Origin of the sequence: Paenibacillus sp. FSL H8-0315 (assembly GCF_038005365.1) — a bacterium.
GTDB classification, from domain to species: domain Bacteria; phylum Bacillota; class Bacilli; order Paenibacillales; family Paenibacillaceae; genus Paenibacillus_AQ; species Paenibacillus_AQ odorifer.
Genome location: NZ_JBBOTA010000001.1, coordinates 4,572,180 through 4,586,442, shown reverse-complemented (window position 1 = coordinate 4,586,442; position 14,263 = coordinate 4,572,180). Strand labels below are relative to the sequence as shown.

The window sequence follows — 14,263 nt, the reverse complement described above, 5'->3', positions numbered from 1 at the left end:
GACCTAACGATTCTTTATTTACTATACGCAAAAACGCATATTAAAAGACGCCCGGATTCGTACCCGAGCGCCAATCTCATGAGTTATCTATAACCTAGGGTGATTAAAAATCAATCAGACCAAGGCTGATTTGCAGCGATTCATCCACCTTTTTCATCGTTTCATCATCAAGGTGGGTGATCTTGTCAGTTAAGCGTTGTTTGTCAATCGTCCTAACCTGTTCCAGCAAAATAACAGAATCTCTGTCAAAGCCATGAGCAGCTGCGTCAATTTCCACATGTGTAGGTAACTTAGCCTTCTGGATTTGGGCTGTGATTGCAGCCACAATTACCGTCGGGCTAAAGCGATTGCCAATATCGTTCTGGATGACCAGAACTGGCCTTACTCCGCCTTGTTCAGAACCTACAACCGGCGAAAGATCAGCAAAAAAAACATCGCCACGTTTAACGATCAATGTCTACACCCCGCTTACTAAGCGGCCAAGAGTGCTGTCTGCATCTTCCTCCGCGAGGAAAGCCTCGCATGCCATGGTCAAGTTGATCTTAGCCATTTCCATGTAGCCGCGCTGCATGGACTCCCGGATGGAACGTTTCCTCCGTTCGCTCAAGTACAGCTTCATGGCCTGCCTAATCAATTCACTCCGGTTGGAATTCTCCAATTGAACAATTCCGTCCACTTCCTGCAAGAGATGATCGGGCAAGCTGATCATGATTCTTTTGGTGTTCTGCAAATTAGCCACCTTCTCTTCCACCCCCACAAACCTTCTGCCCTTGTGTTCCAGTGTTACAATATACAAGGAATTTTATACAAGGAATATATGCCGCCAGTATATCAAGTATGCTGCATCCCATTATAAACTAGAAATGGTGGTTCGTATAGGCTTTTAGTCACATCTCCTAATACGATACAATTCCTTCTATTTTCTCCCTTGTATAACATCACTGTCAAGAACTTTCAGTTTGTGAGCAGAGCATTTACTAATTTAGGAAGTGTGCCTTCACTTATATAAACGCGGGGCACCCGATGAGCCAACATGCAGATAACCTCGTAGTGAATTGTTCCAAGCTGGAGAGCCAACTCGTCTGCCGTGATCATCACGTCAGCTTGACGGCCGATGAGAACAACTTCTTCGCCTGCTTTAATTTTTTCCGCTTCTGCAGCGAAAGATTTGAGTGATACCATACACTGATCCATGCAGATTGTTCCGACGACAGGAACGCGGCGTCCACGTATTAGCACCTCCGCTTTGCCAGTTAGCATGCGGGAATATCCATCTGCGTACCCCACAGGTAGCGTTGCAATAATCTCCTCGCTCTCTGTGATGTACCTAGTGCCGTAACTGACGCCCCAATCGGCAGGCAGGCTTTTGACATATACAACCTGCGTCTTCAGCGTCAATACCGGACGTAGTTCTACCAGTTGACGGTTCACCTCTGTGGAGGGATAAAATCCGTACAAGCTGATGCCTACACGCACCATGTTGCTGGATAAATAAGGTGAATCAATGGCCGTAGCGCTATTGCCCGTATGTATGATCGGGATCTGAATGTTCTGCTCCCGCAGCGTTTCCGCCACGCTCATGAACCGTCGATGCTGTTCCAGTGTATAGCTTTTGTCTTGTTCGTCTGCCTTGGCAAAATGGGTAAACATACCCTCCAGCTCCGCCTGCGCAACAGACTGCACTTCAGAGATAAATGCAGGTGCGTCAGCTGGTAAAAGACCCAGTCGTCCCATCCCGCTATCAATCTTGATATGCACCTTCAGCCGATGTTCCGGATCTATAGGAAGCTGTCTTATAGCCTCCAGTACCTCCGGTGTGAACAGTGTTACAGTTACATGGTTCTCCCAGGCAACGGCTATTCCTTCTGGGGAAGTGTAGCCAAGCACCAGTATAGGAATCAGTATTCCCGCCTGACGCAGCTCCAATGCTTCATCCAAAAAAGCCACACTAACATAATCTGCTCCGAGTCTTTCCAGCTCCCGTGTCACTTCCACTGCTCCATGGCCGTACGCATTTCCTTTGACGCATCCCATAAACTTTGTCTCTGCCGGCAAGTAGCGGCGAAAGGCTTCGTAATTGGCACGCAAATCATCCAGATTAATTTCGGCTACTGTCGGTCGATAGCTTGCTTGCACTTCAAGTCACCTTCTTACGTTGTAGTAAAACGTCATTGCTGCATTGCATTAATCATTGTCTTAGTACCAATGGTAATGCTACAGAAGGTGGCTGTCAATGTGTGCTGGAGCCCCGGCAAATAAAGAAAAGCGGATACTACGTTGTAGAGGAAAGAATCCCACAAAACGCAGTATCCGCCTACTTTTTATTATTTACCCGATTGTGCCTCCATAGAAGCGGCAATTTGCATCATTTCATTAGCAGGAAGATTGGCACTTGTAATTCGGTACTCTACTCCCTCAGACATCCAAGTCAATGTCTGCTGCTCATCCCCACTCAGAACTCCCCATGTAAAACCAAGGTCTTTCAGGGTTCCAGGCGCCAGTGCTACCGCACGGTCCAGTGGACGGGATTCCATAATAGTGTACTGATAAATCCCATCATATCGGATGAGAACAGCATGGTCTTTGTTCCCCTCCAATTTATGCGAGTCCTTAAACTCTACACCAGCTGGAATATAATCAGGTTCAATGATCCCAAAGTCTCCAAGCTCTGCAGCCACTGGTTGCTCAGCCGGTTCTTGGCCTTCAGGAGCTGTAATTGGATTACCATTCTCATCAACCTCAGCTACTGTGCTCTCTGCGGACTTACCCGAGGCCATGTTCTTTTCCATATCAAAAGAATCCTTGGTGAAATCCGTATCGAATTTGAAGGTGTCAAACTTCACGTTTACAACTACCTTCGCTTCAGAATCCGAGACTTGAACCTGTTTAGGTTCATAAGTCTTTTTATCAAGCCAAATCTTTTGCCGTACAAGGGCATTGCTTTGATAATTCGCGGCTACCTCGAACACATAGTTATCCCCATCTTCCACAAATTGGCGATTATTATCCGAAACTATGCCACGAACCAACGTCTGATACAGATAGACCTGACCTTGATCATCCGGCCAATCGCTTTGGAAACGGAAGCTCTTATTCATACTTGGTGTGAGTACGAACACTCCCTCATCATTACGAAGTACGATCTGCGTAATATCCTTCTGAACATTTGCCAAGCTGATCCGGTAGTAGGAAGGATTCTTGTACCATACCTCTACCTTATACTCCTGCGGCTGTTCCCCGGTATACAGGGTCATTGTGCCAGAACCTTGGTACGTTCCCTGCTTACTTTCCAACTTGTCAGCCACATTGTTCAAATCCTTGACTACGGAAGCGGCATCCTTCTTCCCGCACCCCGTCATCACCAGGGCCACGCTCATAATGATCGCGAGTACCCATGTTATCCGGCGCATGACATCATCCCCTTAACCTGTTTTGAATGCATTGATTAGTACATGTCTATGAGGGACTTGGCCGCAATATGCAGACGGGCATGACAAGCGTGCAGCATTGATTTATTTTATGAGCTCCAACAAGCCAAAAAGCCCGCGCACAGCGCTGGCTCTATACTTCATCAGAAGTTGCAATATCATTATGTAGGGTGTTTTAACCATTCTCTTCAATTCTCGTTATCACTATGTACTGCTTTATTGTACTGATTAATTAATTCATCTAATCTCATGGACTGTCTGATCACATTTGGATGCGAAAGCCCTCCATGTTGCCTCTCCATCAAATAAAGTTTGTTTCTAGCACCCTCTATTCTCTTTTGGATAATTTCCTGATCATTCATTAACACTACCTCCCTAATGTAATATTTTAGAGGTATATGTCAAATTCTTAATTTTACATTGAAGTGCATTACTAGAATTGAAAAAAAAGCGATTCCAGATTTAATCAGAGAACTCTCTTTATTGATATCTTCTATGAAACTATCACTACTAAGCACTGTCAATAACAAAACAATTTTTCTTTTCATTGATTCTAAGCAGATTCTGGTACTCCTTCTGCGTTTCTAAAGATGCAGTATGCCGAAGCTGCTCAAACATTCCGACACACTTAATTATACATGATTCGTTATTAATCCTCACAGAATTCTCCAAACTATCCATTATATATTTTATACTAAGCTCATATTTTCCTCTTCTTATATAATACAATGCTATTTCAGCCATAAAAAAAGTGTATCTATCTTCGATAATTTGTCGATTATAACATTTAAGATTTCTCTGCTGATCTCTAAAATCTGATATTTCTTGCTCAAACCGCTGAAGAATATCATCCACATTAAAATCATAGTGGTTGGCTGCCTGAAGGATTTTGAACAGGCCTGGAAGAAATTCTTCTTTTCTATCTTCAATATAGGTCACATATTCCGGAAGCATTGCTGCATCACCTTTTAAAATTTTCAGCAAAAAAATATTAGCCTGCGCCCAACCCATACATTGATTCATGAGTTGCAAAGCTTCCTCCGTATCCTCACGAATCCAGCTCATGTCCATGTAAAGGTTGATATAATGCAATGCTCTATCATAATCTCCAAGCTCTCTGTAAACTACTGAACGTAACACATAAGAATATAAAATATATGAAAATAAGGGCATTGCAGGTTCCTTTTGTACCCCGTTTTTTCTGGCTCGCTCATTATTATAATTATATTGAATGGATGCTTTTTTGCCCAATTCCTTAGTCATTACCATTACCTTATCCCAATGCCTCAAAGCGCTATATGTATTCGCCAGAACCTTCAGTGCGTCAAGCTGATCAACTTCATCAAGCCGATTTACAAAGCCCTCAAACTGCACCGCTGCCCGCAAATTCACATCCTGATCGCCCCCTAGAGCAATCGTAAACAATCTGTATTGGCAAAAAGCCAGCCGCTCTGAATGCTGATACTTCTCACTCTCCGCCACACTCCGGTATAACAACGCTGCAGCTTCATATTTCCCTTGTGCAAAGAAATCTTCTGCTGTATCAAACAACGGGTGTGTATAAGATAGGCTGTCCATCATGATTCCAATCACCCGGCTTATACATTCCAGCTTATCTAGTTCAGCACAGCGATATAGAAAAGGTCGAAGACGTCTCCAATTGGGATTGGAATGTATAAAACACTCCTCCACATACATATCGTAAAAGCAGCCTTCCTCTAATCCCATACCTTTTGTAATCCGATCTAATTGCTGCATGGCTATAGGACGATTCCCATTCATAATGTTGCTAATCGTGCCTGAATTTACTTTAGATACCTCTGCGAATTGATTAATTGTTATTCCATTCTTCTTGAGGTAGTCCGCCAGTTCTGCACGAATGGTCATCTGCTTCATGATCAAAGCCACCTTTCGCCATCATGATTCATATATAGATCAATAGTATTTAAATAATAATATGTCTAATTATTCCAGTGGTCAAATACTTTTTTTGACTCAATTGATTATACATTTATTCAATTAGTGATGTATAAAATACAAATTAGCCGAATGTAAAAAACCACCAGAACACAAGGTGTATTAGACCTTTTCTGGTGGCTTTTCTAATGTTACTTCTATCCATAGTTATTCAATACATGCATTTAAATTCAACTAAGAACTAGGTTTAATCATCATGTCCAGCTTATTTATATAAGGGCCGAGCGCTTCAATTAACTTCTCTTGGTTTTGTATCTCCTCTTTCGAAAGCCGATCCATATGAACACTTCCATCTGCATCAAATACCTTGGCATCATAGCTTTGCAACTCATTTATTAATTGTTCGATCTCCGCAAACTCTTCTTTAGTAAGCCTCTGTTCTGCTTTTTCCAGCAAGCCATCCCAGAAAGTATCACGATCAACGACAGCCGCCTTTGCCTTAGGGATTTCCGTTTCATTCATTTTCTCAAAATAAGGTTTAAGCTCAACCTGTAAATCGTTATATGCCTTTTGATCCTTCGCACTTAACTGTTGCAGGTGAAAGACTCCTTCAGCATCGGCCATTTGCAGATTGTAAGCTCCCAATTCCTCTAGTAATGACATCAATTTTGTGAATTCCTCTTCGTTAAAACTTTGCTTCGCGCTCTGCAGTTTGGCTTCAAGCCTGTCATATTGTTGCTGGGTTACTCCAATCGTAGCAGCAGTTGCTTGTGAGCCATACAGGGTATCCGCCAAATAATTATATCCGGCATATGCTCCAGTAGGAATTAATAATGCAGCCGCCAAAATGCTTGCTACAAGCCATTTTTTCATTCGTCTTCCCCCTAACCTAGTCTCGGTCTGATTTAGTATTTGCTCCTTCAGTTCCGGTGGGGCACTTAGATTTCTCGCCTCTTCCTGCAGAACTGTCCGTAACTCTTCATTGAAATTCATGCAGGTCCTCCACCTTTCCCTTAAAAAGAGTATGATTTTCTGGCTTCTGACGAAGCTTATGCAGTGCAGCATGAATACGGGATTTCACCGTACCCAGAGGGATACCCAGTATCGCGGCACTTTCTTCCTGTGAATATTCATTTAAATAGTGCAGAATAATCACCTGCTTCAGCTTAAATGGAAGACGATCAACACTTGCTAGTAGACGGTGGTTAGCTAACCTGTCCACAACATCACTAGTGAAATCAGGTTCCATCCTTAGATCAGTCTGCTCTACTTTTTTGACCATTCGGAGATGCGTCCATCTCTTTCTTCGATAGGCATGAATTTGCCGCATAACCAGCCCCATAAGCCAAGGCCTAAAAGGACGATTGACGTCAAATTGCTCAAGCGACCGGTGCACCTGAATATAAATCTCCTGAACAACATCATCCACATCGGAGGTTTCGCGAACGAGAAAATGAACGGTCTGATACACATCCCGAATCGTTGCTTCATATAGTTCACTGTACGCTTCACGGCTGCCGGCTAGCGTAAGCGCAATGAGCTGAGAATATTCATTTGGATGTTTCATCCCTCTCAATCCCTCCTTCGGTCTTACACTATGTATTGGTAAATAGAGAATAAATCGTTCGATTTATTTTAAAAAAACAACCAGGCAGCGATTTTCCGGTTATTGGAGAATCGCTGCCTGGTGTTCTTACTCTGCAGCGGCTTATTGGAGTAGATGAAGTCGGCGGAAGCTGGTCTTCAGCTTTGCTTGAGCAGATTATGGGCGGTGGAAGCTGATCTTCAGCTTTTCACACCAGCTTTGGCCGGACCCTGCCGAAATCTATGAGATAACTGCATTCTGTACACTTATTCCGTATGCAAAAGGGTTTACTCTGATTTTAAGTGTATTCTATACAACTAAAAAGCAGAGAAATCTCCTATAGTGGTGTAAATCGTGAAAATAAGTGTACGAAATACAATTATATCCATCGAAGCGTTGTTTCGCAGAAATATAGTTGTACGAAGTAAAGCTATATTCTCCCAATCGTTGTTTGCATGTGCCCTCAATAAAGCGAAAAAGGGGAGATCCATATGGATCATCCCCTTACCCGTTATACTCGAATAGTAACCACCTATCTTTCTAAAAAATCAGTCAGCGGATAGACTCAGCAACTTTGATCAAATCATTCTTGTCCAAGCTAGCAGATGTTACACCGTATAACACTCCATTGGCTTCCCAATCCAATCCTTTTCCATTAACCAATACAGCATCAACTCCGTTAATCTTCATTTTTTCGATGGTGCCATCCGTCGACATCTCATAAGCCGTTTCGGAATCCGCGTGCCGCTGCTGCATCGAGATGATCTCATCGGTAGCTTCATTAACAAAATATAAATTAATATATTTGCTATGGATCACATCACCATTGCTATCCTTATAAAACTCTGCACGATCAAAGGTATAACCCTCTGGTAAATACGCCGGTAAGCCCACATCAAAAATCGTATATTCGTTTAGCTTGCTAGAATCCCTCTCGATCAGCAATTCCTCTTTCTCTTGATCCCTCTCAGATTGCGTAACCAGTCTGCTGTCTTCAACTCCGACGATTTTTTCCCCGTCAGCATTGTAGATATCACCTGCCTTTTGAGCAGCGTCGAGGGTTACAAGCGCATTTCCTTTGCTATCAAAAATCTTCCCCTTAAAGTCATCCGGAATCACGTTGGAATCCGCAGAAAATTCTACTTCATGGGCTACAATATGGCCTAAGTTTATCGTTTGCAATACTTTCATTAACAGCTCCTGCGCAAATGACGGCTGCACAAAAGTTACACTTAATACGCTAACCACTAGCAAAGTTGCCAGCATAACAGCAGGACGTCTGAATCTATGTTTTGTATGCAATCCTTTCTCCTCCTTTTGGCCGGCATACTTTCTTCGTGCCTTATTCAGAATGGCTGTTTTGTCAGAGCCCTCGCTGAAATCTTGATGGGCCAGAACCCTGCCTAGCTCCAGCAGCTCCTTGTACTCCCCAGCACCCTTTAGATCATTTGCCGCTCCATATATACTTTCATCTAAATCTGCTGAGAACTTCTGCTGTATGTCTTTACTGTTCATAGCTGCTCCACGCTCCCTATTTCAGTCTTCAGCTTTTTCATAGTCCGGTAGAGTATCACACCGATATTGCTCTCCGAAATTCCCGTAACCTGGGCAATCTCTCTATTTCTCAGATTAGCACCAAATTTTAGAGCCACAATATTCCGCTCCTTTGAGCTCAATGTATTCAAGGCTTCGTTAAGCCTTCCACTACGTTCTCCCTGGAGGATCAAGTTTTCCGGATCTTTCCTGCTAGAAACCAGTTCCTTGACGGCATCCAGCGAAAAGAAAATTTTCCTTTTAAAACTCCGGTAATGATCATTGACCACGTTTCTGGCAATGGCGAATAACCATACCTCTAAAGGAGCTTTTTCCTGAGAATAGGTCGATAGTTTCGCCAACGTTTTCTCAAAAACGAGGCTTGTCAGATCCTCAGCCGTATGGAGAGAACTAACCCGGTAAGCGATGTAGTTAAATATTCTTTTATAGTAGGTTTCAAAAATCGTTGTGAACAAAACATCTATGTCAGCATTTTCCTGTATATTCTCTTTTACAAAAGGATGAAGCAATGCGCGCTCATGCATCAATCGAACTCTCCTTTCCCACCACATTTTCACTTAGCTAAGTAAATTCATCAGTTAATACGATATATTTCCAATTTCATTACAAGATATAAAAAAAGAAGAGTTCCAGCGCTAATTTCAGTCTTTCTAACCAAGCTACAGTAACCCGTCAACTTGACAAGCTTATTATAGCTTCTATATATTTTAGTAACTAAAGTAAATTGGAGCGAGGCAATGTTATGAGCACAAAGGAAGAGAAACAAAATGCTATCCATAAGGTCATGGAATCTATGGCAAATGTGCAGCAGAAATCCCAGTTTTTCATTGATATGATCACTAAAAAGGAAACCCTGACTCACAATCAGATCATGCTGCTGATTCAACTCCGGCTTACCGGAAGCTTGAACATTACTGACATCTCTGAACGCTTCGTGGTTACACCCGGAGCTGCTTCTTCCATGTGCGATAAGCTTGAGGAAGCTGGACTTATTGAACGGGTGCGGACTAAAGAAGACCGCAGAGTTGTCAATATTGTCCTTACAGAACAAGGTGATCAGCGTATCCATACAATATTTGAAGCATTTCCTACCCCTGATCTGAATAAAATCTCCGGAACTTTAGAACAAATAAATAAATTGATGGAACAAATGATGCACTAACAGCCTTCATTTTGCTCCTTATCAGCTATACTCTTTTCTATAAACACTGTCTGTCAGGAAACTGACGGCAGTGTTTTTTTAGCTTTAACTCCCAAATTATTATATTGACTATATATTATAATGAATATATATTTTAATCATTAAAATATATTTCGAAGGACGGTACTGTAAATGTCCAATAATAACAATACTTATGAACGTACTGACATGATCGATCCACCATTGAAGGTAAGAGGTTCGCAGTTTGTTCGAGAGAATATTAATGCGGTCACGGTTGATGTGTTTGGCCACTTAAGTACCAAAGGGAGCGTCTCGACTTCTAAACTCAAAGTATCTGGTGACTGTACAATTGGGGGCAATTGTAAGGCCAATCAGGTAAACAATCTAGGGAGTCTGCGCGTTCAAAATATCCAAGCAGATAATCTCCGCTCTTCTGGATACATGTCCGTAGCAGAAAATGCTGCAGCGGGGACTTTTTATGCTGAAGGTGCTGTGAAGATAAACAGACTAACTGCAGATTCATCGATTGAGATCCGTTTAGGCAATAGAAGCACTGTCGAGGTTATGAGAGCTGACGGTAACATTATCGTTAAACCCTCTTCCAAGTTGATTAATGCGCTGATGCACCCTTTTCGAAAACTTACCTGCACAACAATTGAAGGAACTAACATAACGTTATACCGGACGACAGCTGACCTTGTGTGCGGTGAAGAAATCATCGTCGGACCGGGTTGTACCATTGGGGAAATCCGCTATAGCAAAAGTCTGACGGTGGATCTTAAGTCGCAAGTTGACCGAACTGTATTTTTAAACCCATAAAGGAGAGTTTACATGGAAAAAAGCACTCATTTGTCAGGAGCCACTGTGCTCAAAAACATCGCCAAAGGAGCCATCATCTTATTCTGTGTACCAATCCTTAGTGTCTGGGCCGTGGGGAGTGTTGTCTGTGCAATCATTGCACCTATCGGTGGTGTACTAGGTATTGTTGGCATCCAAGGAATAGGACTAAATGCCTTTCCAGATTATGATTTACCGAACATTCTCAGCCTTCCAATCGGTCTCTGCCTCTCCTTACTTTTGTTCATTTCTTTCTATTACACTCGTCGTTTATTGCGTGGATGCCTGCATTTTATTAAAAACTAGCGAACTGTAACAAGCTTGTATTCTCTTTGTTAATAGAAAGTGACCTACAACGCGCTGTTTTATTCTATACTTAAGGGGACTGGACTTTATCCTGGAGGTAATTATGAATAAAATCATCGCTATCGGAGCTATCACGCTCTTTTTGGCCGGATGCGGAGCATCGGCAACCATAGATATGGATACAACAATGGCTATTAACCAAACACAAGCTACTTCAGCACCACTGAAACTAATCGTCGACGGTGAAGCCGTTCTTCCTACCCTCTCCCCTTTTTTCCTAGATGATAAGGTCTATGTACCTGCAAAAGTATTAATGGAATACTACACCTCAGAACAAAAATGGGATAATAACTTAAAGACCTTAACCATCTCTGACGGAAGCAGCAGTTATGTTCTGACGCCGGACAATGAGTATATGCAAGCTGACGGTTATCAAACCTCACTTGAAGGACCAGCTATTTTACGAAACGGTATTTTATATATTCCAGCCGATTCCTTAAACTCTCTGTCTGGTGCCACTGCGCAGCTGAATGCAGCTGGAACTGAAGTATTAATAACATCAGGGGATGTTAGTACTACCGTCAGAACACCCAGCGAACCTCTTGCTATTGCTACAGAAAATGACCAAGTGAAGCTGTATGCTGCCCTTAAAGATGGCGGTACCTATGAGGGATTTGTTGTAGAGGTGAACGGTAACAAGCATACATTTGATTGGGAAGCACCCAGACTCCTAAGTTACCCTCCTGAGATTCATTATGCCGACGTCGATCAGGATGGGCAGGAAGAAGTCATTGTCATTCTGTGGCTCGGAACAGGTACGGGCATGTCCATGCAAGAGCTTCACGTGATTAAGCCTAACCAGTGGGAAGAAGTCACTGTCCCTTCTGCAGATAAAGCTGCCTCCGCATTGGTTACGTCAAAAATTTCTAATGAAAAAGGGGACGCCCTGATTCAAATTCAAGTTAAAGGTTCAACTCCATCCATGGTGACTTTGCGATATCCAGATCGTGCTGAGGATGGCAATCTAGGCGAACAAGCCGGCATTGGTGCTGTTACTCACTACATAGTGGAAGAGGGCAAGCTGAAGGCGGAAACAAATGTTTATATTGGATTTCTCGAGAGTATTGGCACACTAACTTTTGCCTACAAACCGGGAAAAGATGGAATGGAACCCGACTCTATTCGCTTTGAGGTTCATGAGGAATTAGCTTCTTACGTGGAGGGCGAACAGTTATGATTGATGCCCATATACATTTAGAGCAATATGAACCTGAAGTTGCCGAACAAATACTGAGTGAACTGCCTGACATGGGAATTAAAGCCCTTATCGCTGTCTCTATGAACTTGAACTCTTGTATACGCACCCAAAGACTTGCAGCCATAAATCCCGGCGTGGTCCGTCCAGCTTATGGCTTTCATCCAGAGCAACCCTTGCCGCAGGATGCTGAGCTGGCTGCTCTACTGAAATGGATCGAAAGTCAATCTAGTGAGGATTATATTGCTGTGGGGGAAATCGGGCTACCTTACTATTCGCGTGCTGAAGCCTTAGAACGTGGCGAAACCTTTGATATGGAGCCCTATATTGAGCTGCTGGATCAGTTGCTTGGGTTAGCTTCCCGTCTCAATAAACCTGTGGTGCTGCATGCTGTCTATGAAGATGCGCTTATTGCTTGTGATCTCCTGGAGAAACATAACATACAGCATGCCCACTTCCACTGGTTCAAAGGTCCGGAAGAAGCCATTGCCCGCATGATGAAGAACGGCTACTATATCTCCTTCACCCCGGATATCCTGTATGAGCCGGAGATACAGGCGCTTGCCCGCCGTTATCCCCCAGAGCTAGTCATGGCTGAAACCGATGGTCCTTGGCCGTTCGAAGGACCTTTTGCAGGGAAAATCACCCATCCGTCTATGATTCGGGAAGTCGCCGCTGCTTGGGGAGCGCTCCATGGTTACACTCCCGGTGAAGCGGAAGAGTTATTGACTGCGAATACTAAGCGATTTTATAGCTTGTAGATGCTCTATAGCTTGTAGATAGGTCTATAGCTTATAGATAGTTCTATAGCTTGTAGATAGATATATAGCTTATACTTAGATCTATTCTAGGAGTAGAGGAAAGTCAGGGCCTTAGCTAGCCTAGCCTAACGCCAGACCAACATTATGAATAAACACAACTTAGCTTGTGAATCCGTATTTTTCATAGTGGAAGTACTGTTCACAAGCCAACTTACTTAATCCAGATCCCCTTACCAATTTTCGTTTGATTCGGTAATATTTTCGCGTACATATTTTTGCGTATGTATTTACGTGTACGTAGTTTACGTGTACTTATACATGCACGTATTTACACAAGCGTATTTACACGTACTTATACCTGTACGCATTTACACAAACGTATTTACACGTACTTATACATGCACATATTTTCACGAACGTATTTACACGTACTTATACCTGCACGTATTTACACGTACTTATACCTATACATAGTTACGTGTACGTAGTTTACGCGTACTTATTTATCTGTACGTATTTACGTGTACGTAGTTTACGCGCTTATTTACCTATACGTAGTTACACGTACCCATTTACATGTATGTATTTCACGTACGTATTTACGCGTGTGAAGCTGCTATCGGACACAGCTGACCTTATATGCAGCAATTCCCCACTTTTGGGATGAGAACGGACCCCAGAGTCGCTATTGGTATAAAAAATACCCAATAAGGTGTTATTTTTAAGGTATAACGACGCTGGAGTCCGAAACCTTGCTCCAAAGGCTAATAATCTGCGAATAATGTCATCTGGGTCCGTAAGTCTCAGGTTGATGATGCTCGAGGTGCCTGTAGGCAGCCCCCAATAATCATAACCGCTCCACACCCACTAACGTTCCGCCTGTGAACTCCATTTTATAAATATCCGGCTTTGTGGTTTGAAGTAAAAAATTCAGATCATATTTGGCATCAAAATAGTTCATCATAAGCGTCATGACTGCCCCGTGAGTTCCAATAGCAACCTTTTGACCGCTGTGATTACTCAGAATTTCTGCCAGTACACTAACTGAACGCTTCTGACACGCATGAATGGATTCCCCACCAACTGGGACAAAATCCGGCTCTTCAAACATTTTTGCCAGTAATGGATACAGTTCCTGATCAGACATAATCTTATTTCCGTCCGAGAAATGGATTTCCCTCAGATCTTCAACACTTTGAATCTCTGCTCCTAACTCCTGCGCCAATCCGGAAATCGTATGTATAGCCCGAAGGTATGGACTTGAATAGAAGACTTGAATTCCTTCCAGACGTAATTTTTCCGTTATCTTGCAGGCATCTGCCTCCCCTTTCGCGGTTAGTCCGCGAGTCCTTTCAGTTCCTCCGGGCAGTTTGGGCGACTCACCGTGCCTCACCATATAAATAAAAGTAGCCATCCTTTCCCTCCTTTACCTCCTTTCCCTCCTTTACCTCTACAAAT

General features: G+C 42.9%; 16 protein-coding genes. 5 read left to right on the top strand and 11 right to left on the bottom strand.

From position 1 onward, the window contains the following. Positions 1–103: 103 nt before the first annotated feature. The 10 genes from MHB56_RS19900 to MHB56_RS19855 form a co-directional block, all read right to left on the bottom strand. Complete coding sequence (locus MHB56_RS19900; protein ID WP_036686777.1) at positions 104–454, bottom strand: type II toxin-antitoxin system PemK/MazF family toxin; 351 nt, start codon at positions 452–454, stop codon at positions 104–106. A gap of 3 nt (positions 455–457) precedes the next feature. Further along, complete coding sequence (locus MHB56_RS19895) at positions 458–739, bottom strand: CopG family ribbon-helix-helix protein (protein WP_025698676.1); 282 nt, start codon at positions 737–739, stop codon at positions 458–460. A gap of 215 nt (positions 740–954) precedes the next feature. Beyond that, positions 955–2,136 carry an alanine racemase gene (gene alr, locus MHB56_RS19890; protein ID WP_341143907.1) on the bottom strand — a complete coding sequence of 394 codons (1,182 nt, stop codon included), beginning with the start codon at positions 2,134–2,136 and terminating at the stop codon, positions 955–957. Positions 2,137–2,324: 188 nt separating this feature from the next. After that, complete coding sequence (locus MHB56_RS19885; RefSeq protein WP_076129533.1) at positions 2,325–3,410, bottom strand: LolA family protein; 1,086 nt, start codon at positions 3,408–3,410, stop codon at positions 2,325–2,327. 206 nt (positions 3,411–3,616) lie between these two features. After that, positions 3,617–3,790 carry an aspartyl-phosphate phosphatase Spo0E family protein gene (locus MHB56_RS19880; RefSeq protein WP_076129534.1) on the bottom strand — a complete coding sequence of 58 codons (174 nt, stop codon included), beginning with the start codon at positions 3,788–3,790 and terminating at the stop codon, positions 3,617–3,619. A gap of 148 nt (positions 3,791–3,938) precedes the next feature. Then, positions 3,939–5,324 (bottom strand): helix-turn-helix domain-containing protein, encoded by a 1,386-nt coding sequence (locus MHB56_RS19875; RefSeq protein ID WP_339281762.1) that lies wholly within the window; start codon positions 5,322–5,324, stop codon positions 3,939–3,941. 255 nt (positions 5,325–5,579) lie between these two features. Next, entirely contained in the window at positions 5,580–6,338 is a 759-nt protein-coding gene (locus tag MHB56_RS19870) for a DUF3600 domain-containing protein (protein ID WP_341143906.1), read from the bottom strand. Then, positions 6,325–6,912: a sigma-70 family RNA polymerase sigma factor gene (locus MHB56_RS19865; protein ID WP_076305352.1), complete on the bottom strand. Its 588-nt coding sequence runs from the start codon at positions 6,910–6,912 to the stop codon at positions 6,325–6,327. Before MHB56_RS19865 ends, MHB56_RS19870 begins: the two co-directional genes overlap by 14 nt. Positions 6,913–7,482: 570 nt before the next feature. Then, positions 7,483–8,445 carry a DUF4367 domain-containing protein gene (locus MHB56_RS19860; protein ID WP_341143905.1) on the bottom strand — a complete coding sequence of 321 codons (963 nt, stop codon included), beginning with the start codon at positions 8,443–8,445 and terminating at the stop codon, positions 7,483–7,485. Continuing rightward, positions 8,442–9,008, bottom strand: coding sequence for a sigma-70 family RNA polymerase sigma factor (locus MHB56_RS19855; protein WP_076129539.1), 567 nt, complete (start codon positions 9,006–9,008; stop codon positions 8,442–8,444). Before MHB56_RS19855 ends, MHB56_RS19860 begins: the two co-directional genes overlap by 4 nt. A 218-nt stretch (positions 9,009–9,226) precedes the next feature. Between MHB56_RS19855 and MHB56_RS19850 the strand changes: the two genes are divergently transcribed. From MHB56_RS19850 to MHB56_RS19830, 5 genes are all read left to right on the top strand, one after another. Beyond that, entirely contained in the window at positions 9,227–9,646 is a 420-nt protein-coding gene (locus MHB56_RS19850) for a MarR family winged helix-turn-helix transcriptional regulator (protein WP_341143904.1), read from the top strand. A gap of 171 nt (positions 9,647–9,817) precedes the next feature. Further along, positions 9,818–10,465: a hypothetical protein gene (locus MHB56_RS19845; RefSeq protein ID WP_076129541.1), complete on the top strand. Its 648-nt coding sequence runs from the start codon at positions 9,818–9,820 to the stop codon at positions 10,463–10,465. Positions 10,466–10,477: 12 nt separating this feature from the next. After that, on the top strand, positions 10,478–10,789 hold the full coding sequence (locus MHB56_RS19840; RefSeq protein ID WP_076129542.1) for a hypothetical protein: 312 nt from the start codon (positions 10,478–10,480) through the stop codon (positions 10,787–10,789). 103 nt (positions 10,790–10,892) lie between these two features. Beyond that, the gene (locus tag MHB56_RS19835) at positions 10,893–12,026 is read left to right on the top strand and encodes a copper amine oxidase N-terminal domain-containing protein (RefSeq protein WP_076129543.1); all 1,134 of its coding nucleotides are present in this window, start codon (positions 10,893–10,895) and stop codon (positions 12,024–12,026) included. Beyond that, the gene (locus MHB56_RS19830; protein ID WP_076129544.1) at positions 12,023–12,805 is read left to right on the top strand and encodes a TatD family hydrolase; all 783 of its coding nucleotides are present in this window, start codon (positions 12,023–12,025) and stop codon (positions 12,803–12,805) included. Before MHB56_RS19835 ends, MHB56_RS19830 begins: the two co-directional genes overlap by 4 nt. A gap of 847 nt (positions 12,806–13,652) precedes the next feature. On the opposite strand, the gene MHB56_RS19825 is transcribed toward MHB56_RS19830, so the two are convergent. Further along, the gene (locus MHB56_RS19825) at positions 13,653–14,219 is read right to left on the bottom strand and encodes a histidine phosphatase family protein (RefSeq protein ID WP_341143903.1); all 567 of its coding nucleotides are present in this window, start codon (positions 14,217–14,219) and stop codon (positions 13,653–13,655) included. Positions 14,220–14,263: the final 44 nt, after the last annotated feature.

Coding starts and splice junctions, on each gene's coding strand:
- MHB56_RS19860 (WP_341143905.1), bottom strand. CDS start 8,445: ATGAACAGTAAAGACATACAGCAGAAGTTCTCAGCAGATTTAGATGAA.
- MHB56_RS19880 (WP_076129534.1), bottom strand. CDS start 3,790: ATGAATGATCAGGAAATTATCCAAAAGAGAATAGAGGGTGCTAGAAAC.
- MHB56_RS19850 (WP_341143904.1), top strand. CDS start 9,227: ATGAGCACAAAGGAAGAGAAACAAAATGCTATCCATAAGGTCATGGAA.
- MHB56_RS19885 (WP_076129533.1), bottom strand. CDS start 3,410: ATGCGCCGGATAACATGGGTACTCGCGATCATTATGAGCGTGGCCCTG.
- MHB56_RS19835 (WP_076129543.1), top strand. CDS start 10,893: ATGAATAAAATCATCGCTATCGGAGCTATCACGCTCTTTTTGGCCGGA.
- MHB56_RS19865 (WP_076305352.1), bottom strand. CDS start 6,912: ATGAAACATCCAAATGAATATTCTCAGCTCATTGCGCTTACGCTAGCC.
- MHB56_RS19845 (WP_076129541.1), top strand. CDS start 9,818: ATGTCCAATAATAACAATACTTATGAACGTACTGACATGATCGATCCA.
- MHB56_RS19875 (WP_339281762.1), bottom strand. CDS start 5,324: ATGAAGCAGATGACCATTCGTGCAGAACTGGCGGACTACCTCAAGAAG.
- MHB56_RS19825 (WP_341143903.1), bottom strand. CDS start 14,219: ATGGCTACTTTTATTTATATGGTGAGGCACGGTGAGTCGCCCAAACTG.
- MHB56_RS19830 (WP_076129544.1), top strand. CDS start 12,023: ATGATTGATGCCCATATACATTTAGAGCAATATGAACCTGAAGTTGCC.
- MHB56_RS19840 (WP_076129542.1), top strand. CDS start 10,478: ATGGAAAAAAGCACTCATTTGTCAGGAGCCACTGTGCTCAAAAACATC.
- MHB56_RS19855 (WP_076129539.1), bottom strand. CDS start 9,008: ATGCATGAGCGCGCATTGCTTCATCCTTTTGTAAAAGAGAATATACAG.
- MHB56_RS19870 (WP_341143906.1), bottom strand. CDS start 6,338: ATGAATTTCAATGAAGAGTTACGGACAGTTCTGCAGGAAGAGGCGAGA.